Annotated in this window: 21 protein-coding genes; 5 read left to right on the top strand and 16 right to left on the bottom strand. The window is 36.3% G+C overall.

Going from position 1 to position 20,255, the window contains the following annotated elements; genetic code table 11:
• Positions 1-31 precede the first annotated feature (31 nt).
• Complete coding sequence (locus QYB95_RS18095; RefSeq protein WP_258516822.1) at positions 32-163, bottom strand: Lmo0850 family protein; 132 nt, start codon at positions 161-163, stop codon at positions 32-34.
• A gap of 504 nt (positions 164-667) precedes the next feature.
• On the opposite strand from QYB95_RS18095, the gene QYB95_RS18090 reads away from it, so the two are divergent.
• Together QYB95_RS18090 and cls are read left to right on the top strand one after the other, a co-directional pair.
• Positions 668-1,471 (top strand): YwqG family protein, encoded by an 804-nt coding sequence (locus QYB95_RS18090; RefSeq protein ID WP_301139773.1) that lies wholly within the window; start codon positions 668-670, stop codon positions 1,469-1,471.
• Positions 1,472-1,547: 76 nt separating this feature from the next.
• The gene (cls, locus tag QYB95_RS18085; RefSeq protein ID WP_301139772.1) at positions 1,548-3,002 is read left to right on the top strand and encodes a cardiolipin synthase; all 1,455 of its coding nucleotides are present in this window, start codon (positions 1,548-1,550) and stop codon (positions 3,000-3,002) included.
• A gap of 61 nt (positions 3,003-3,063) precedes the next feature.
• Here cls and QYB95_RS18080 read toward each other — a convergent pair whose 3' ends face one another.
• The 3 genes from QYB95_RS18080 to QYB95_RS18070 form a co-directional block, all read right to left on the bottom strand.
• Complete coding sequence (locus QYB95_RS18080; protein ID WP_301139771.1) at positions 3,064-3,930, bottom strand: M15 family metallopeptidase; 867 nt, start codon at positions 3,928-3,930, stop codon at positions 3,064-3,066.
• Between the two features lie 338 nt (positions 3,931-4,268).
• Complete coding sequence (yidC, locus tag QYB95_RS18075; RefSeq protein ID WP_301139770.1) at positions 4,269-5,054, bottom strand: membrane protein insertase YidC; 786 nt, start codon at positions 5,052-5,054, stop codon at positions 4,269-4,271.
• Between the two features lie 275 nt (positions 5,055-5,329).
• The gene (locus QYB95_RS18070) at positions 5,330-6,124 is read right to left on the bottom strand and encodes a helix-turn-helix transcriptional regulator (RefSeq protein ID WP_301139769.1); all 795 of its coding nucleotides are present in this window, start codon (positions 6,122-6,124) and stop codon (positions 5,330-5,332) included.
• A gap of 586 nt (positions 6,125-6,710) precedes the next feature.
• Here QYB95_RS18070 and QYB95_RS18065 point away from each other — a divergent pair.
• Together QYB95_RS18065 and scpC are read left to right on the top strand one after the other, a co-directional pair.
• Positions 6,711-7,361 (top strand): LytTR family DNA-binding domain-containing protein, encoded by a 651-nt coding sequence (locus QYB95_RS18065; RefSeq protein WP_301139768.1) that lies wholly within the window; start codon positions 6,711-6,713, stop codon positions 7,359-7,361.
• Positions 7,362-7,710: 349 nt separating this feature from the next.
• Positions 7,711-9,231, top strand: coding sequence for a succinyl-CoA:acetate CoA-transferase ScpC (gene scpC, locus QYB95_RS18060; RefSeq protein ID WP_301139767.1), 1,521 nt, complete (start codon positions 7,711-7,713; stop codon positions 9,229-9,231).
• An 86-nt stretch (positions 9,232-9,317) separates the two neighbouring features.
• Here the strand turns inward: scpC and QYB95_RS18055 are convergent, their stop codons facing one another.
• The 11 genes from QYB95_RS18055 to QYB95_RS18005 all read right to left on the bottom strand — a co-directional run bounded on the left by QYB95_RS18055 (position 9,318) and on the right by QYB95_RS18005 (position 17,423).
• The gene (locus tag QYB95_RS18055) at positions 9,318-9,608 is read right to left on the bottom strand and encodes a hypothetical protein (RefSeq protein ID WP_301139766.1); all 291 of its coding nucleotides are present in this window, start codon (positions 9,606-9,608) and stop codon (positions 9,318-9,320) included.
• 516 nt (positions 9,609-10,124) lie between these two features.
• Entirely contained in the window at positions 10,125-10,406 is a 282-nt protein-coding gene (locus QYB95_RS18050; RefSeq protein ID WP_301139765.1) for a GNAT family N-acetyltransferase, read from the bottom strand.
• A gap of 95 nt (positions 10,407-10,501) precedes the next feature.
• Positions 10,502-11,419 carry a DUF1002 domain-containing protein gene (locus tag QYB95_RS18045; protein ID WP_301139793.1) on the bottom strand — a complete coding sequence of 306 codons (918 nt, stop codon included), beginning with the start codon at positions 11,417-11,419 and terminating at the stop codon, positions 10,502-10,504.
• 154 nt (positions 11,420-11,573) lie between these two features.
• Positions 11,574-12,428: a CvfB family protein gene (locus QYB95_RS18040; protein WP_301139764.1), complete on the bottom strand. Its 855-nt coding sequence runs from the start codon at positions 12,426-12,428 to the stop codon at positions 11,574-11,576.
• A gap of 39 nt (positions 12,429-12,467) precedes the next feature.
• A complete protein-coding gene (gene mntR / locus QYB95_RS18035; RefSeq protein ID WP_301139763.1) occupies positions 12,468-12,878 on the bottom strand; it encodes a transcriptional regulator MntR in 411 nt (136 codons plus the stop codon).
• 142 nt (positions 12,879-13,020) lie between these two features.
• Entirely contained in the window at positions 13,021-13,305 is a 285-nt protein-coding gene (locus QYB95_RS18030) for a late competence development ComFB family protein (protein ID WP_301139762.1), read from the bottom strand.
• Positions 13,306-13,415: 110 nt separating this feature from the next.
• Entirely contained in the window at positions 13,416-14,174 is a 759-nt protein-coding gene (locus QYB95_RS18025) for an exodeoxyribonuclease III (protein ID WP_301139761.1), read from the bottom strand.
• 144 nt (positions 14,175-14,318) lie between these two features.
• Entirely contained in the window at positions 14,319-15,239 is a 921-nt protein-coding gene (murB, locus tag QYB95_RS18020) for a UDP-N-acetylmuramate dehydrogenase (RefSeq protein ID WP_301139760.1), read from the bottom strand.
• Positions 15,240-15,318: 79 nt separating this feature from the next.
• On the bottom strand, positions 15,319-15,627 hold the full coding sequence (locus QYB95_RS18015; protein WP_301139792.1) for a winged helix-turn-helix transcriptional regulator: 309 nt from the start codon (positions 15,625-15,627) through the stop codon (positions 15,319-15,321).
• 303 nt (positions 15,628-15,930) lie between these two features.
• Positions 15,931-16,569 carry an FMN-dependent NADH-azoreductase gene (locus QYB95_RS18010; protein WP_301139759.1) on the bottom strand — a complete coding sequence of 213 codons (639 nt, stop codon included), beginning with the start codon at positions 16,567-16,569 and terminating at the stop codon, positions 15,931-15,933.
• 149 nt (positions 16,570-16,718) lie between these two features.
• Positions 16,719-17,423, bottom strand: a complete 705-nt coding sequence (locus QYB95_RS18005; RefSeq protein WP_301139758.1) for a DsbA family oxidoreductase — start codon at positions 17,421-17,423, stop codon at positions 16,719-16,721.
• A 186-nt stretch (positions 17,424-17,609) separates the two neighbouring features.
• Here QYB95_RS18005 and QYB95_RS18000 point away from each other — a divergent pair, with 186 nt between their 5' ends.
• Positions 17,610-18,989 (top strand): FAD-dependent oxidoreductase, encoded by a 1,380-nt coding sequence (locus QYB95_RS18000; RefSeq protein ID WP_301139757.1) that lies wholly within the window; start codon positions 17,610-17,612, stop codon positions 18,987-18,989.
• 111 nt (positions 18,990-19,100) lie between these two features.
• Here QYB95_RS18000 and QYB95_RS17995 read toward each other — a convergent pair whose 3' ends face one another.
• On the bottom strand, positions 19,101-20,024 hold the full coding sequence (locus QYB95_RS17995; RefSeq protein WP_301139756.1) for a manganese-dependent inorganic pyrophosphatase: 924 nt from the start codon (positions 20,022-20,024) through the stop codon (positions 19,101-19,103).
• Between the last annotated feature and the right edge of the window lie 231 nt (positions 20,025-20,255).

Raw genomic sequence — 20,255 nt, 5'->3', positions numbered from 1 at the left:
GGAGCTTTTGTATGCTAATTCAGATTAATTTTTATACTTGTGGAGTTTGTGTTGGTGGTGTTAATACTTTAAGTAATTCAAGACGGGATTTTGTAACTGTTGCAGTAACACCTAATTTAGATAAATTCGAAACAATTTTCTTTAAGTCTACTTTCTTCGTCATACTCTTCCACCTAACCTTCTTTTATAATATTAATAACGTATTAACCTTCTAAAAGTTTCAAGGATTAAACCTCTAGCTTCAATTCTTAAGTTCATCATAACACGCTTCCAACAACTAATATTTTTCAATTCTGTTACAACTTTCAAGTTGTCAACTAAATAGCATTGATATTTTTTGCCAAAACCTTCTAATATCGCTCTACTCTTAGGCACTACTGAAATTATAACCGTAAATTTACTATATAAAACATCAAAATCAAAAGACACATTTTGTTCACATTTATAGGTACCAACATCATCCTCACCTATTCTTTTACTTTTTGTATAAATGGGGTAATGGTAATTATAGTATTTTTGATAACCAACATAATCCAAGTCTTTAGGACATGAATAGTAAATGGCGTACGTATATTAAAGTGCCTAATGCTTTAATTTGGAAGGAAATGAATATTTATTATTCAAGTTTTCTAAGATAGTAAGACCTATTGTTTTTGGAGGGAAATGAGTGCAAACAGATAAATCGATCTACCTACCGCGTCATCTTGAAGGTTTTAGAAATAAAATCGAATCTTCAGTTGTCAGCTCTTTATGGATTACCCCTAGTGCAGGTAACCCCTCTTTAACTGATAGCAAGTTCGCAGGATACCCTTATTTGCCTAAGTCGCATCTATATCCTAAGGATTCCAATAGCGAATCAATGGCGTTACTGGCTCAAATAAATTTCGAACAGCTGCCATCGAACCCGCTATTTCCCAATAAGGGGCTACTGCAGTTCTTTATCTCAAATAAATTTAATCAGCCTATTGAGAAAAAAGTGGAATTGCTTTTTCAACACGATTTTAAGGTACGCTACTTCCCGAAACGTTTAAATGACAACAAACATACACATAGTTTTTCCTATTCGGAACAATCTGGCTGCTTTCCAATTCAAAAAGAGAGGAAGCTGGAATTTACCCCAAAACACGAACCTGTTTCCGCCTCAGATTATAGGATGGAGGAGCTTTTACAAATTTCGAATCATGAAAGCGAATTTATTAGCGAAGATGAACGAACATTCGAGGACATTTATTTTGAAAATTTTTTGGCGGCAGAACATAAATTAGGTGGCTATCCGTATTTTATTGAATATGATACAAGAAAGAATTCTAATTTCCTAAAAAGATTTGATACTTTGTTATTGCAAATTGTCTCAAATGACGAACAAGGAATAATGTACGGAGATTCAGGGGTCTTGAAATTTTTTATCAATCAGCACGCTTTAAGAAATCTTGATTTTTCTTCAGTTTATTTTATAGCAGAACAGTTCTGATATTACCTTCAATAGTACAATTCAATCACTGGTTAAGTTATAATTGTTTTAATAAAAATAAAGTAGGTGCAGTCATATGAGTATTTTCTTCAATACCATAACTGTTATTCCAATTATTCTCGTATTAAACATTATTCTAGCAATTACGGTCATCTTTTTGGAAAGAAAAGACCCTTCTTCAACATGGGCATGGACACTCGTACTATTCTTCCTTCCGTTAGCAGGATTTATATTATATTTATTGCTCGGCAGACCTATGCGCAAAAAGCATTTATTCCGATGGGAAGGACAAAAAGATATTGGGATTGATAAATTAATAAACTACCAAATTGAGGCACTTGAAGAAAACTCGCTGGATTTCCGCACTAAAGAAGTTGGGAAATTCAAAAGTTTAATTCACATGAATTTAAAAACAAGTGATTCAGTTTTAACGCAGGATAATCATATTCAGCTCTTTGATGACGGTACTAAAAAGTTCGAGGCTTTGCTCGAGGACATTGAACATGCAAAGGATCATATTCATGTACAATACTATATTTTTAAATTAGATAACTTAGGAAAACGCATCTATACAGCTTTATTAAAGAAAGCACAGCAAGGTGTGAAGGTCCGTATTCTCTACGACGAAATGGGATCCAGAGGTTTGAGAAAAAGGTACTTTAAATCCCTTCTTGAATTAGGAGGAGAGGTTGAAGTATTTTTCCCCTCTATTTTCCCGTTAATCAACCCGCGTTTAAATTTTAGAAACCATCGTAAAATTGTCATCATTGACGGGCGCATAGGTTATATCGGTGGGTTCAATGTCGGTGATGAATACTTGGGATTAAATAAAAAATTCGGCTATTGGCGAGATACACATTTACGTATTGAAGGCAGTTCAGTCCACCCTTTACAAACCCGTTTTTTACTTGATTGGAATCAAGCAAGCGATAATAATATTATTTATTCAGAAAGATACTTTCCAGCTATTCCGCAAAAAGGCGACATCGCCATGCAAATTGTCTCAAGTGGACCAGATACAGAATTCCCTGCCATCAAAAACGGCTATTTAAAATTGCTAATGGAAGCTAAGCGGTATATTTACATCCAAACACCCTATTTTATTCCGGATAATAGTTTTTTAAACGCCATTGAGATTGCTGCCTTATCCGGTATTGATGTACGCATCATGATTCCAAACAAACCCGACCATATGTTTGTTTATTGGGCTACCTATTCATATGTTGGCCATTTGCTGCGGGCAGGGGCCAAAGTCTATATATATGAAAAAGGCTTTATCCATGCAAAGTCCATTGTCATAGATGATGAAGTCTCGACCGTAGGCACAGCAAATATCGATGTCCGCAGCTTTAGTTTGAATTTTGAAGTAAACGCTTTTATATACGATCGTACAATATCCCATGAGTTGGCCGAGATATTTGAAAAGGATATATTCGATTGTACAGAGTTAACAATTGAAAGATATGAGAACCGATCAGGTATTATTAAATTCAAAGAATCCATCTCCCGCTTATTAACCCCCATCTTGTGATACATTTCACAATATTTATCCAAAAAAAGGATGGTGCTATTTTAGCTGCACCATCCTTTTATTATTGAATTCCTAAATATTCCTCTAATGTAACGTTTGCTTGTTTTACTTTTGTAGCTAAATCCACACCTAAATAGCGGAAATGCCATGATTCATACATATACCCAGTAATTGCCTCTTTCCCTTGAGGGTAACGTAGAATGAAACCGTATTTGTTTGCATTTTCAACTAGCCATTTCCCAGCTCCCGTTTCACCAAACTCTTCGGTTAGCCATAAGTCTTCTTTCCCTTTTTCGCCAATATCAAAGGCCAAACCCGTTTGGTGCTCAGAATAGCCAGGTCTTGCACTATAGCGATCTGCATTTTCTTTTCCATCGCGGCTGACATAGTTATTATAAAGGGTGCCTTGATATTCATAGGAACGGTAAGTACTGAATGCTACTAGTTCAAAGCCGGCGGATTTCGCATCAGCTGCCATTTGATTGAATGCCTTGCGTGCCTCTTGATTTTCCCCAGGGGCAAAAGTGCTAGGCAAAGGATACTTTTTATTTGCAATTAGAACTCCCTCTACAATTGTAGGATCTTTTGGTAATGGCTGGCCTTCTATATAGCCATTATTGTCGGTAGGTTGCTCATTTTCTTTTGGTTCTATTTGTTGCTCATTTATATCAGCCGTCTCTTCATTTGTTTGAGTATCCGACTTGGAATCAGTATCTTCTTCTTTTGTTGCATCATTCGGTTTAGCGTTCTCTTTTTCATTCACTTCGGTTGGAGCAGGAGGATTTGCCGATTGATCATCGAGGCGATCTTGCTTGAAATACACAAACAGCATGATGGCTGCTGCCAAAATAACCAAGATACCAACACCAATCCAAATGTATTTCTTTTTGCTATTATTTTTATTCCCATAAGTTGTAGTTCTTTTCATACGTATGAGCCTCTTTCCTATACAATGCTTTTATTTTAGCACTGTTTTAACCATTTGACTTGATTATTTTCCTGAAATTCCAGCTTTATATAACAAACTTACAAACTAAAAAATATTATTCTAATAAAGATTCCATAGTTATTTCTTTGGTGTGCTTTATTAATAAGCCCGCCCACTATTGGATATCCTTCTGAAAGCATCTGGGGTCCTTGCGAAGCTTACGTGGTAGGCTGGGCTTTTTGAAGTGGTTTATTCTTCTTAATAGTTAAAGCAAGGTACCCACATTTAACTAAATTTCCATAAATAAAAGCCGAGGCAGTTGACCTCGACTTGCTGGATTATTTTTTATCTAATGAAACTGAATCTGTTTCAGGTTTGGCTGGATGCTCGGAGAAGTACTTTCTGCCGATATAAGTTTGTAAAATTAATAGTAAACCACTTACGGACCAGTATAATGGAAGTGCGGCCATCGATGTAAAGGAAATAAATACAATCATGATAGGCGAAATATAAATCATTAATTTCATTTGTGCTTTTTGGGCATCTGGAACTGTCCAAAGTGAAACTTTTGCTTGGACAAAGTACACAATACCAGCAACAATTGTCATGATAATATCTGGCGTACCTAAATTAAACCATAAAAACTCATGTGTTTTTACATCGCCTGAATATAAAATTGCAAAGTATAATCCCATAATAATTGGCATTTGAATGATGATTGGTAAACAGCCAAGATTTAGTGGATTAATACCATGAGTACGATATAAACTTAGCATTTCTTGTTGAATTGCCATTTGCTCTTCTTTTGTTTGAGCCGCTTTTAATCTTTCTTGAATCTCGTCCATTTTCGGCTTTACAATATCCATTTTAGATTTCATAGCCGATTGCTGACGATAATTTTTCAACATAAATGGCATCAATATTAAGCGAACAGCCACCGTAATAGCAATAATTGCCAAACCATAACTGCCGTTAAAAACATCATTCCCTAAAAAGTGCAGCAGCCAATTCATTGGTCTAACAAATGTACTGTAAAAGAAGCCTTCCTGATTCTCAACAGCTTGGCACCCTGATAGCAAGAACAGCATAAGACCTAGGATTGAGAAAAGTTTCAGTTTTTTCATTTTTCCACCTACTATTTTATTTAGCTAAATTGAAGTATACAGTATTAACTTTATGAATATCAAATACAAGCTCATATAATTAAATACTATCCATTATGACGAGGTTGGCTTTCATTGAAAAAGGATAAGGAACCGATTAAGTTTTCAAAAAATTCCTTATTAGAAAAAACGGAACTCGACCGAAGTAGGCCGAGTCGTTGTCTTTTTTATTGAGATATAAGAAAAATAAACAAATCCTGATAAGCCAGAAATTCGGCAACAGCATTAGATACATCTTATACGTGTTCATACTCATTTTCTGGAATTTCAAAGCGGTAAAACTCATGATGCAACTCATCACGAAAATGCTTGGGCGTTACACCTGTATACTTTTTAAATATTCTTGTAAAGTAACTTTGGTTGCAAAAATGGAATTGATCGGATATTGAAGTAATACTTTTATTGGTATGACGTAAATAGTATTGAGATTCCTCTACTCTTCTAACATTTAGATATTCAACCAATGTTATGCCCACATGCTCTCTAAAAATCCTGGATAAATGGCTTGTACTAATATGGAATTTTTGAGCAATGCTTTCTACCGTTAAATCATTTTCAAGTTCATCGTTTATGTACATGATTACTTTATTTACCGTTTGATGTCTAAATGTTGGTTGTTTGCGATCTGCAATAAAGTAAACATAAAAATCAATTAGATCATCCGCAAATTGCAGGAACTCAGCATCTTTCATGTTATTTTCAATCATATCAGCGCAAGCTAAATTGAACGCAAATGCCTTTTTGGAAGGTACTTGATTATCGAGGAGCTTGCGTGCAACAATCGATGAAAGGATCACAAAGTAATTTCTCACTACTTTGATTACTTGTTTTCCAAATCTTATTGATAATATATCAATTATTTCATGCAAAGATTTTTTTGCTTTTGCCGACTCTAAGTGAAAGATTTCAAATAACAGCTTAGATTCAATATTATAAAAATCTTCAATCCCGTTATATTGATTTATACTATCAATCTCTTGAAAGTACCGTTTAGAAATTGTTTCAGATATTGAATGTGGAAATAGCTGCATAGATTACCCCATCTTTCTTCAGAATACAATTGCAATATTGTTTAAAATTTACAACAATACACATCGACTACTGTAATATAACCTAATTTAAATAAAGAATATAGTTCTTCTCACTAGATATTTCTATGAAATAACTGACTTATTGAGTAGATTTTGCTAGAAATTTACCTAAAATAAATTTACTAATAAGAATAAAGAATTAATCATATATAACTAAGTGAATATTACCATAATTTCGCATTTTTTCAAACTCTATTTTATTACTGAAGAAAGAATTGACTTTTTAATTCCACAATCTAGAAGACTAACTAAGTGATCTGTTAATTTCTCCAAAATCGTTATAACCAGGCATACTTTCTACGCAAGTTCTAAATACTAAACAAATACGAACCTGTTTTTTACTATTAAGTATACGTTACACTATTTTCGCTGAAAATATTAAAAAGTGACAAAAATAAGAATGTATTTTGCATATTTACAGAAAATTCGTCTGCTATACCGTAATCTTCTCTATTTCATTTACAGCAAACTGTAGTAAAATAGAAAATATATGATATAAAATGTATACAAAATGAGGTGTCTTAAATTGGAACCAAAACAAATAGAAGAAATCATGGATATAATTAAAGATTTCTTCCCAGAAAATACGTCAATTGCAATATCGGATACAAATGAATATCTATATTATCAGCCTAGTAAAAAGGTAGATTTAAAAATTAAACCCGGTGACCCTATTAAAGATGGATCCGCTGCACATAAAGCACTTACTTATGGACAAAAAATCAATACCTACATCGAATCTGATGTGTTCGGTGTTCCTTACTACGGGATGAGTATTCCCCTAATTGAAGAAGGAGAAACAAAAGGTGCTATTACAGCAATCTTCCCTCAGAAGCCGTCACCATTTTTAACAAACTATATTACAATAAAAATTGATGATTGTTGGTACCCTATCAAACACGACCAAGTCATCTATCTTGAGACTCAATTACGTAAAACGTTTGTAAAAACAATGAATCGTGAAGGGTATCACCGCTTAAATCTAAGTGACCTTGAGTTATTTTTAGCTCCTGATTCATTTATTCGCTGTCATAGATCATACATCGTGAACATTGATTATATCGACGAAGTTCAACCTGATTCCCACTCAACTTTCCTATTGATCATGAAAGACGGGACGAGAATTCCTGTAAGTCAACGTTATGCCAGCTATTTCCGACGCTCTTTAGGCTTCTAATATTGGCATAGCCTTCTTGGTTATGTTACAAGATGTATCAACAATAAACTATCCTAATATAAAGAGACAAACTTTTTATTATATCGACCTTTGCATAAAGTGCAAAGGTCATTTGTATTTTTATACAATACAAAAAACCACCTATTTCTCTATCGAGTTTTATATTCAATCGAAATGCACTGTTTTTTCTCGAAAAAACATTTTTTAAGCACTTTCATGCGCTTTATGGAGATTTTGTGACATTACAATGCTATTATGAATTATACAAGTTGATAATTAATTCAACCAATTTAACAGAAAATTCTACACAATTTTCTCTTTTTACTTTAATATAGGGGAGGATTTTTATATGGATCCGAGAGTTGAGAATCGTTTAGGTTTAAAAGAATTAGCAGATAAAGTAGTATCAGCTGAACAAGCTGCTGCACTTATTAATGATGGTGACGTAGTTGGTATGAGTGGTTTCACTCGTGCGGGTGATGCTAAAGTCGTTCCAATGGCGTTAGTTGAACGTGCAAAAAATGAAAATTTCAAAATCGACATTTATACTGGTGCATCGCTAGGACCGGAAGTGGACAAGTACTTAGCTGAGGCTGGCGTTATTCGCAAACGCGGACCTTTCATAGCTGACTCAGGTATTCGTAACCAAATTAACTCCGGGAATGTTTATTATGTAGATGCCCACCTATCTCACAATGCTGAATTAGTGCGCCAAGGAATCATCGGCCCTATTAAATACTTAATTTTAGAAGCTACTGCAATTACTGAAGATGGATTAATTGTTCCTACAACTTCTGTTGGTAACTCACCAGTATTTGCTGAGTACGCGGAAAATATTATCGTTGAATTGAACATTTCTCATCCAGAGAGCCTTATCGGAATCCACGATATTTATGTTCCAGGACCACAAGGACAACGTGAACCAATTCCGATGACGGATGCTGTAAAACGAATTGGTGAAATTGGAATTAAAGTCGATCCTGCAAAAATTAAAGCGATCGTTATTTCTGAAGAGCCTGATGCTCCTTCATTAATCGTACCGCCTGATGAAGAAACACAAACAATGGCAAACCTTTTACTTGATTTCTTCCGTTCTGAAATCGAAGCTGGTCGTTTAACAAATAAATTAATGCCGCTTCAATCAGGTGTAGGCTCAGTTGCAAACGCTGTATTAGATGGCTTTGCGGATTCTGAATTCGAAGATTTAATTGTAGCGTCTGAAGTACTTCAAGATGCGGTATTCAATTTAATTGATGCTGGGAAAGTAAGCTTTGCAGCTGCAACTTCTATTACAATTTCTGAGCAATTACAGAAAAAAGTATACGGAAATCTTGAAAAATATGCAGATAAATTAGTTTTACGTCCACAAGAGATTTCTAACCACCCAGAAGTAATCCGTCGCCTCGGATTAATTTCTATCAATACTGCACTAGAGTTAGATATTTACGGAAACGTAAACTCTACACATGTTAGCGGTACAAAAATGATGAACGGTATCGGTGGATCTGGAGATTTTGCGCGTAATGCTCGCCTAGGGATTTTCGTAACGAAATCCTATGCTAAAGGTGGCGCTATATCGTCAATCGTTCCAATGGTATCTCACGTTGACCACACAGAGCACGATGTTGACGTTATCGTAACTGAACAAGGTATTGCAGATTTACGTGGATTGGCTCCTAAGGAACGTGCAGTATTAATTATTGAAAACTGTGTTCACCCAGATTTCAAAGAACAAATGTGGGATTACTATAATCGCGCGGTAGAAGTTACTGGTAATGCTCAAACTCCTCATATCTTAGAGGAAGCTCTTTCATGGCATGTAAACCTAGCTAAAAACAAAACAATGAAAAAAGAAATCTCTAAAGCCTAATATTATAAGGAAGTTTCTCAATTGACGAAGCTCCCATCTTCACATAAAAAACGACAACTGTATGGGTTGTCGTTTTTTTCTTTACTTTAATGGACCTGTTTCTGATCCGCTTCGTTATAATAGGCCAGAGCTGTTTGTCCTCCACCCTCAGAAATAAAGTTGTTTTCTCGAATTTTTGTGGATGTCGCACCAGCAGCTGTTTCAGCTATTTCCTTTAATGATTGAGTTCCTGTATGCTGCGTTGAACCAAATAATTTTGATTTCATATCTTTAAAGAACTTTGCTGTATTATCACGATTTTCTTTTTTACTTAGAAATGAAGCTGCTCCAGCCACTAACGCTGTCATTACTACACCTTTTCCTTTTAATTTCGCCATTACTATCGCCTCCAAAAAAGTGTTATGGTTTACTTTTCCCGAATTCGATTCAATTAAACCATCGATTCCATTGTTTAGAATCTCTAAAAATGTGGAAAAGATACATAACAAAGCTTTAGATGAATAATTTTGGCATAGTTTGAATACCTATCTATACTACGATTGCATAAATTCAATTAATCATACTAAGGCATACTTTAAATGATAAATATTCAAAACTACTATACAAACACTTAAAAGGAGGAACAAATGATGATGAATAACAAAGAAGTTACGTATGACTGGAAAGAAGTTAGTTCAATTATACTTGCCTCATCATTCTTGACTACTGTTATTTATGGATTTACATTCATGTTTTAGATGTTTTATTTAACTCTATTCTTAATAAACCAGCGTATTCTATTAGAATGAATATGCTGGTTTTTTTGTTGACAGATTCTTCTACTACTAGAGAGTGTACAACTGTTTTACACACTATATAAATAGGGTGCCTAACCGTAGTTAGACACCCTTCTTTTATGCTTTTACATCGTTATAAGCTTCACTTTTTTCGAATGCTGCCACTACATATGAACAAATGGCATTCATTTTTAGATCATTCTCTCTAGCATATTCCGCTGCTCTGTCCAGCAATTTCTTTGCTACCCCTTGGCCGCGCAGTGAATCTGAAACATAAGTATGAGTCATATCCATAATATGATCTCGTTCTACCCACTCAATTTCTGCTAGTTTTTTACCTTCTTGTTCATACTCAAAAGCAAAATGTTTTGGACTATTCTCAATCAGTTTAAATTCCATCAACATCCCTCCCATTTGCTAAAATATAACATAGAAGAGCTATTAATGGTACTGATTTGCTTTTTCAATCACAAATATCAATGTAGTCAAAACCCTTATTTAAACCAAGAAGAGACCGTATCGATCAGGTTATTGAAAAAGTTTTTCACGCCATTCCAGAAGCCTTCATCCTGCATGAGCTCGCCATATTTTTCTTCAAATGTAGTCGCCAAATCTGTTAATTGATCGGAAAGCTTCGAGAAATCAATATCAAGCTTGCTAATGCGATCCATCAAATCGACTAATAGTTGACGGTCTTGCTCACTAAGCTCAATGTTTAATTTTGCTAATTGATCCTTAACAATTTGCTCTACTTCTTCTTTGGTAGCTGGATTCAACTCCGAAATTTGCTGCTTGATGCCTGTTAGTAGTTCTGCTATTTGTTCATCGCTAATATTCGCATTTTCTGCAATTTGTGTAGCGACAGAAAGTTCATCATTTGCTACGTCAGTACGTTCTGTATTTAGTGTTTCACCTGTTTTGACTTCGTATGCTTTGTAAATACCAACAAGTGCCGAATGCCCTGTTACAGGTTTTGGTGCAGCTATTTCTACTGTTGCATCTTCAATCCCGGCTGTCAGCATTGCATTGGCATACATTTCGGAAGTCACTTGCGTAATATTATCAGGTGTGACAATACTAATAATTAACCCTTTGCCTTCTTCTTCACGTGTAATTTTAGCTGAAGAATACATTCTTGAACTTGGATTACTATCGCTGATATACTTCGCTAAATCCTCACCGGAGACCGTAATTTCATCTACTTCTTGCTCCTGTTCAACTTGCAGCGCTTCCTTTACAGTTGTTTTTTCATCCTCGGATAAATTTGCTCCGTAAACAACAATAGGCACTCCCAGTTTTTCATTTATAGCATTTTGATTTTGACTATTATCAGCAGCCAAGGTACTCATTGGCATAATCACGGAAACTAATAATGCAAGAGTTGCGACAATCAATATCCACTTTTGTTTTATCATACTATATCCCCTTTATTTGGTTTTCAACAATTAGTACGTAAAAAAAAGGAAAAGGTTCCATTTCATCTTTCCCCGGAATTGAATAGCAAAGACCCTTTTTTATAAAACAAGCCGTGACACAGGATGATGGAGTCACAGCTTTTGCTTTTGTTTATAAAATTTCTGTCCAGCCATCTTGTTGTTTAATCTTGCCGGCTTTCATTAACGTCCCAAGCGCTCTTTTAAAAGCTCCTTTACTCATATGGAACATTTCCGTTATTTCTTCCGGAGTGGATTTATCCCCAAATGGCATTTTACCGCCGACGCTCTGTAAATACTCATATACCGCTTGCGCATCTTGTCCAAGTCGTTCATGCTTCCTAGGCAGCATAGAGCCATTTAGTGAGCCATCTTCTTTTACTGCGATGATTCGCACTTCCACTTCCTGCCCGAGTCTAGGTTCTGCTTCCATTTCAGATTCATGAACAAAAATTCGGTAAGGTTCTTCTATCCCCAGTAAAAACGAGCCAACTGGCAAAAGTCGGTAAGGGCGTGCTTTGATATTTTTATTGTGCATATCTTCAAAGGCACCCTCATACAATTCGTTTACCTTTTCTTCCGTAATTAAACGTCCGAATAAATCACCATTACGGTCTGTTCGAAGTGTTAAAAAGAGATGGTCCCCAACTTCCGGCCATACACTTTCTAAAGGAGGCAAATCTTCCCCTTTGACCAGAACCTCTCTAGAGGAACCGATATCAACAAAGGCTCCCTCTTTTGTTACTTTTATCACCCGAGCCCAGCCATACTCACCTTGCAAAATCTCCGGGATGGCACTTGTTGCTTGTAGATTGCCCCGACGATCGGCATATAGGAACACTTTGATTCTTTCTCCAATTGTTAATGGAGCTTGTACATCAGAACTATTCAATGGGATTTCGATATGGCCATCCGTTAGTAGCCACCTGGATCCCTGCTCTTCCAATACTGTTAATTCAACAACTTGACCTGATTGTAATTCGTTCAATTTTTGTTTTTCCTTTCACTTTGTAATATAGAAGTCCTTTTATTGTTCCTTCATCGCTTCCAATCTTTTTACTAGGAGCGAATCTTCTTCTAACAGTTGGACTAAGTCAGCTATTCGGTCTATCGAATTCCAACTTAAATGGTGTTCAATTCCTTCAACATCCTCATAAATCCGTTCTTCATCTACACCAATAAGTTTTAGGAACTGCTCAAGCAATTCATGTCTTTTAACAAGGCGTTTACCTAGTTTTTCCCCTTTTGAGGTTAATGTAAGCCCTCTGTATTTCTCATAAACTAAATATCCGTCCTTATCTAATTTTTGCACCATTTTGGTTACTGAGGAAGGGAGAACAGATAATGCTTCAGCTATGTCCGACACCCTCGCATATCCTTTATTTTCGATTAACAAATAAATTTGCTCGATATGATCCTCCATACTAGGTGTTGGCATAACAAGTCTCCTCACTTTCAAAATATCAGTTTAATTTTACTACAACACTTATAAAAAGGTAACTTAAAACAATTTGAGATTGGTCCAACCCTAAATTTGAAGAAAAATGTCCAAAAAGTCTATTGCAGACTAATTGGACATCTTATATTGTATGATTTGCTTTTTTTCCAACTTCATGAATTGCGGCGATTATTTTTTTATTGATTACCTCAAGATTTTCCTGTGTTTTTAAAGTAAGATAGGCTTCCTCTCTAGCGTCGCTGGTCGACACATAATAAGTTGGCAAATTATTTAATGCAACTGAACAAATAGCCATTTGACAGTACTCACAATCACAAAACGTTTGATAACCAGGACTATGCAACAAAAATCTTACAAGACCCAGCACGATTTCTTCTGTTACATTTATTAATATTGGCTTTGACAAAGATGTTCGCCTACCTATGCTTATTATTTCATTTGCTCCAAAACTCTTTTTAGATCAATTTACAAAAGTATTGCATGCATCAACAAGTCATTTCCCGTAACTGCCGCAAACTAATCGACGTCTATTTCCAACAATATCGGGCAATGATCACTGCCTAGTACATGTGCATGGATATCTGTTTTACGCACGTGTTCAACTAATCGGTTTGAAATTATAAAGTAATCAATACGCCAACCAATATTTCGTTCGCGTACTTTATTCATATAAGACCACCATGTAAATGCATCTTCTTTCTCGGGGTTGAAATGTCTGAAGGTATCGGTAAATCCTGCATGAAGCAACTCTGTCATTTTGCCCCTTTCTTCAAAAGTAAAACCCGAATTTCCAATATTCGATTTTGCATTTTTTAAATCTTTTTCTTCATGGGCAACATTTAAATCTCCACAATAGATTACCGGCTTTTTACTATCCAGTTCCTTCAAATACGCGGAAAGCTTATCTTCCCAATCAAGTCGTTTTGGTAGTCGCGCCAAATCACGCTGTGAATTGGGTGTATATACATTTACTAAATAGAATGTGTCATATTCCAGTGTAATAATACGCCCTTCCGATTCACTTTCTTCTTCCCCCACACCATATGCAACCGTTAAAGGCTCATGTTTTGTAAAAATGGCGGTACCGGAATAACCTTTTTTCTCGGCATAGTTCCAATATTGATGGTACCCTTCGAAGGACAAATCAATTTGCCCTTCTTGGCATTTAGTTTCTTGTATACATAAAAAATCTGCATCTACTTCATTAAAATATTCAATAAATCCCTTTTTCACACAGGCACGAATTCCATTAACATTCCACGATATAAATTTCATTTGCAAACCTCTCTATGTATAAATTAATTAAATTCCCACTATGTTTAACTTAGAATACTATCCAAAAAAACCGTGAAGACAAAGTCTCCGGACGACTTTGTCTTCACACTAAGCGTTCATCTTGTGATAAACGCTTTTAAGATATTAATTTGATAAATCTTCACCAACGATTTTGACTTCCAATTCCAAATCTACATCAAAATTTTCTTTTACCGTACGTTGTACCATCTCGATTGTTTCAATATAGTCTGTAGCCGTTGCATTGCCTTTATTGATAATAAATCCTGCATGTTTTGTCGATACTTCAGCGCCACCTACACCTTTACCTTGCAGACCGCTGTCCTGGATTAATTTACCTGCAAAATAACCTGGCGGCCGTTTAAAGACACTGCCTGCCGATGGATATTCTAAAGGCTGTTTTGATTCACGCTTAAATGTTAAATCTGCAACTTTTTCATCAATCTCTTGCTGATCTCCCTTTTTAAGTTGGAAGTTTGAAGACAGAACAAAGTATTCTTTTTTGGCAATAATGCTTTTACGGTAGCCCAGCTCCAGCTCTTCCTTTGATAGCACGATTCGTTCGCCTTCTTTAGTTAAAACCGTGCAATCTACAATAATATCAGAAATTTCCCCACCATAAGCTCCTGCATTCATGGCCATAGCTCCTCCCACCGAACCAGGTATGCCGCATGCAAATTCAAAGCCCGTTAAACTGCTTGCTGCAGCAAGGCGAGATACTTCCTTAATGAGTGCTCCACTTTGGGCATATACTTTTTCCCCATCCAAACGGATTTCGTCAAGCTTTGTAAAAGAAATAACGATTCCTCGAACACCGCCATCACGTACAACCATGTTAGAACCATTCCCCAACATTAATAGGGGCACCTCATGTTGATATGCGTATTTTACGATTGCCGCTGCTTCTTCTTCTGTTTCAGGCAGGACATAGATATCCGCATTGCCCCCGAGTTTCGTCATTGTATATGTTTTTAAAGATTCATTAATTTTAATATTACTAGGGTTTACTATTTGTGCTAAATCTTCTGCCCATCGCTTAATTGTCATAAAAGCAAATTTCCTTTCTACTACTTACTCTTTTTTTAGTATGGGTAATTAAAAGCTTTTTGACAAGTGATACATGGCCTTATTTTATCCAACATTGTGACCATTTCTCGACTTCACGGATAGCCCCCTCCAATGCATTCCCTTTATCTGTAAGGAAATATTCGACACGGACAGGTACTTCTGTGTAAACTTTCCTTTCAACAATTCCCTCTTTTTCGAGTTCTTTTAAACGTTCGGAAAGAAGACGACCACTTACGGGCAATGCTGATTCGATTTCGTTAAAGCGCTGGGGTCCTTCTAATAGTTGATATAATATCAATGTTGTCCACCGTTTTCCAAGCAGCTCCATCGCTTTAGCTAAGCGGGGACATATTGCAGATTCTTTCATCATTCCACCTCAAATTAAGTAGTTCAATATACTTATAAACATTCAATTGAATATATCATATGCTATCTCTATTTCTAGTGTACCATTTTACATCTAGTTACGAAAAGTAAGCAAGTTGAATTTGAGCGTGTTATTTGAAAATATATTGGATTCTTTACCTTCAAGATTTTATGAACACACTTATGATTCTATTCATTTCGACAAAGAGAATTCTTATAATCAGGCGATTGAAATGTAATATAGGGGAAGGAATAAAACGAAGAAAAACCCTAACCTCGAAAAGGAAGTTAGGGTTCCATCTAATTATGCATTGATTGTAGCTAATTTTTGAGCCGACGCTTTTACACGTTCGATTCCTTCAGCAATGATTTCTTGTGCTTTGCCTGGTTCAGCATTATGTCCTTCGATAATTACTTCATCATGAAGTGTCATACCAGCTACTCCACCAAATACATTTTTAATGTAATTTACGGACATTTCCATTGGTTGTGCTTCAGGAGCAGAATAATAGCCGCCACGTGCATTTAACACAACAAATTTTTTGTCAGTTAATAGCTGAATCATTTGACCATCAGGAGAGTATTTAAACATAAAGCCAGCTGAATAAACATAATCAATGAAAGTTTGTAATTTAGCAGGAATTGTTAAGTTCCAAAGCGGGAAAGCAAGTACTACTACATCAGCAGCAGTTACTGCATCCATTGCCTTTTGTTTTGCAGCTAGAAGGCGTGATTCGATTTCCGTTAACTCTTCTCCGTTTTGAACTTTGCCAAAAGCATTAAATAATTCTTGACCAAAATATGGTGTGTCTTCCTCGAATACATCGTAAGTTGTTAAATTAACACCTTCAACTTTTTTTGCTTCTTCTACATAAGCTTCATACATTTTAGTTGAAACGCCATCTGGGCGATTATTTGCTTTAATTACTAATACGTTTGTCATAATATAAAAAACTCCTTTAAAAAATTATGTATCTTGAAATCAAGATATATAATTAATCTTAAAGGAGTTAATATACTATTTCAATAAAATAGTTCTACTACTTTTGACTGAATTCACACTTTCTGAACAGATTTATGGGAAATAAATTATTACAACTCACATTGTCCATCTGTGCAGACTGACCCGGCATCTCCAACCATTTTTAGTTTCGGTTTTAAACCAGCCTCACTTGCTGCTTGTGCGATTGTCTGGTCAAATAATGCTTTCGGTTGTGCACCTGAAATACCATATTTATTATCCACAACAAAGAAAGGAACTCCTCGAACACCCAGGTTTTGAGCTTCTGAAATATCCTGATTTACTTCATCCTGGAATTGGTTGCTCTTTAAAATTTCCTGAGCCTCTGCTTGATCTAGCCCAACCTCTTCTACTAAACTCAGCAGCACATCCTGTTTGCCAATCGCTCCACCTTCCAAGAAGTATGACTTTAGAAGTCGTTCGCTTAGTTCTTTGCCTTTTCCTTTTGTATTTGCCCATTTCGCCAGACGATGAGCTGAAGTTGTATTAGCGTCCTTCATTATATCGAAATTGTAGTTTAAACCTACTTCTTTTGCCCGCTCAGCAACATTTTTCGTCATCTCTTTTGCTTGTTCTTCCGAGACATTATACTTTTTGCTTAGACTAGCATATACCGATTGATTGGTATCTACCGGAGTTGTAGGATCTAGCAGATAACTTTTTAATACAACTTCGATTTGCCCTTCAAACCCTGCATCCTTGATTGATTGTTCTAATTGGCGTTTTCCGATATAACAAAACGGACAAACATAATCTGACCACACTTCTACTTTCATCAGACATTCCTCCTCACTTTCTTTATTGTACGATTGAATTTTTTTTCAAACAATTAAAGTGCTCGCTTGAATATAGTTGTTCCTTTTTTCCAATACTTTAGTAAAATCGCCAATTTCACCAGAAAGTGAAATTACTCAACATTGATTGTTTCATTACTGTCAAATATAAGTAAACTGGAGGCACTTATGCAAAACTCATTGTGGCTAAAAAATGTGGAAACCCCTTCGTTATCCAATTTATCGACTTCTTTGGATTGTGATGTATGTATTGTGGGCGGCGGATTATCTGGAATCTACACAGCCTATCTACTTGCAAAAAAGGGCGTGAATGTTGTTTTACTTGAAGCAAAGCCGTCTCTTGCTATCGGAACAACCGGGCATTCGACTGGTAAATTGACACCTCAACATGGTGTAGTGTATTCAAAGCTTTTAAAATATTTTTCTACTGAAGATGTGTATACGTATTACGAAGCAAACAAAAATGCCATCGAATCCGCACTTCAAGCGGCTGCTGAGGATTCTTTCAAAAGAGTGGATTCCTATTTGTATGCCACTACCGTTTCAGGTAAGCAAACGATAGAAAAGGAATTATACGCCTATCAAGAATTAAATATTCCTGGGGTCGAAACAACAGAGACTGAGCTTCCTTTTAATGTCACATCCGCTCTCAAAATGGAGGACACCGCACAAATCCACCCCACAAAATTTGCAACACACTTTTTAAAACTCGCTTTAGAAAATGGCGCTGCCGTATACACAAATAGCCGTGTGACAAAGGTTGAAATTGATGAAAAGTTTGTATTGACCGACAACGATTCAAAGGTAACATTTAATAAATTAATATTATGTACACACTACCCTATTGAATCTATCAGGGGACTAGTCACTGCAAAGCTATCGATTGACCGTTCCTATTTACTTGCGGCTAAAGCAACTGATGAATATAAAGGCCAATACTTATCTGTTGAAAATTCTTCACGTTCAATTCGTACAGCCTTAATAGAAAATGTCCCTTACCTGATCTATGGGGGAAGCAGCCATATCGCAGGAGAAGTCGAGGATACACAAAACTATTATGATACATTGAAAGAGGAAATGCAGACGACTTTCAATGTACCAGAGCCTCCGTTCTTTTGGAGCGCACAAGATCCGAATACACCTGATAAAGTGCCTTATATCGGCCAGATTTCCGAGGACACGCCTGATCTCTATATTGCAACCGGCTACCGAAAATGGGGGCTTTCGAGTTCCCTTGTTGCAGGAGAAATCCTATCGAGTTTAATTACGCAAGAAAAGCATAAGGCTGCCCATCTTTATAGTCCTACTCGCGATCAATTCGGAGCGAACTTCCTAAGAGGCTTGAGTACAATAGGGTTTGTCACTGCTAATTTAGCAGAAGGATATTTAACGCGAATGGAAGCTCCCAAATGTACACATTTGGGCTGTAAGACAAGATGGAACAAAGGGGACGAAACTTGGGATTGCCCTTGCCACGGTTCCCGTTTTGATAAAGATGGCAATGTAATCGAGGGACCCGCTGTCTATCCATTGAAGCTAAAAAAATAGTACAGAGTCCATGGTTGTTACACTGAATATTAACAGCATCGATGCTATAAATAAAAAAAGTTGACCACAAAAGTCAGATTGAAATGACATTTGGGTCAACTTTTTTGCATTCTATAGTCCTTCAGTTAATACAGGAACAATTTGTTTTTTGCGAGATACAACACCTGGCAAGTCAACTAAATCATTTACTAATTCTTTTCCGAATGCTTTGGCAGCAGCTTCAGCAGCATTACCAACGACTACAGCAGTTGAATCATTGTTCAAGATGTCCGTTACGACGAAGAAGAAGAGATTTAAACCATTTTCTTCGATATTTTGCTTAATTAAGCTTACTAGCTCGTCTTTACGATTTAAAACATCGTTTACATCTACCGCATTTACTTGAGCTACAACTGATTTAATTTCGCCAAACGTAAACTCTTTACCATCCAATGTTAGTAATTCCTCTAAGGAAAGATCAGAAAGGTCTGCACCTGCTTTTAACATTGCCAAACCATATTCATCCACATTCACACCAGCTATTTCTGCTAGTTCTTTTCCGGCTTGTACGTCTTGTTCCGTACAAGTAGGCGATTTAAATAATAATGTATCTGATACGATTGCCGAAAGCATGAGTCCAGCAATATTTGAAGGAACCTCTACATTATTTTCCTTGAAAATTTTGTTGAGGATTGTTGCTGTACATCCAACCGGCTCAGCACGATAATAAAGCGGATCTGAAGTTTCGAAGTTTGCAATACGGTGGTGATCAATTACTTCTGTCACCTTTACTTCTTCAATTCCATCGGCAGACTGTTGACGCTCGTTATGATCTACCAAAATTACTTCATTCGCTTCACCTGCCACATTGCCAACTAGGCGAGGCGCCTCAAAACCAAACGTTTCCAATGCATATTGCGTTTCATTGTTTACTTCACCTAATCTAACTGCTTCTGCATCAATACCTAGTTGTTGCTTTAAATAGGCATAACTAATTGCAGAGGTAATTGTGTCTGTATCTGGATTTTTGTGTCCGAAAACTAATACTTTGCTCATGTATATGAGGCCTCCTATTGATCTTTAGTTCAATTATTTCGAGTTTATTTTATCATACAACAACAGGAATAGAAAAAGGAACTTCACCTGCTAGTTCCTTACCGTTGGGTTCAGGTTTCCTTCTGAACTGTTGTTGTCGGAGCTGGGCGAGCGTTCTCTACTTTTCGTTTTGTCTAGTTGCGAACGCTAGCTCCTCGACAACTTCGGTGCTGTCTTCAAGGACAAAAAGCG

The organism is Ureibacillus aquaedulcis, from assembly GCF_030418165.1.
In the GTDB taxonomy this organism is placed as follows: Bacteria; Bacillota; Bacilli; order Bacillales_A; family Planococcaceae; genus Ureibacillus; species Ureibacillus aquaedulcis.
The sequence above is the reverse complement of the archived record's forward strand: the minus strand, read 5'-3'. Positions and strand labels throughout refer to the sequence as shown.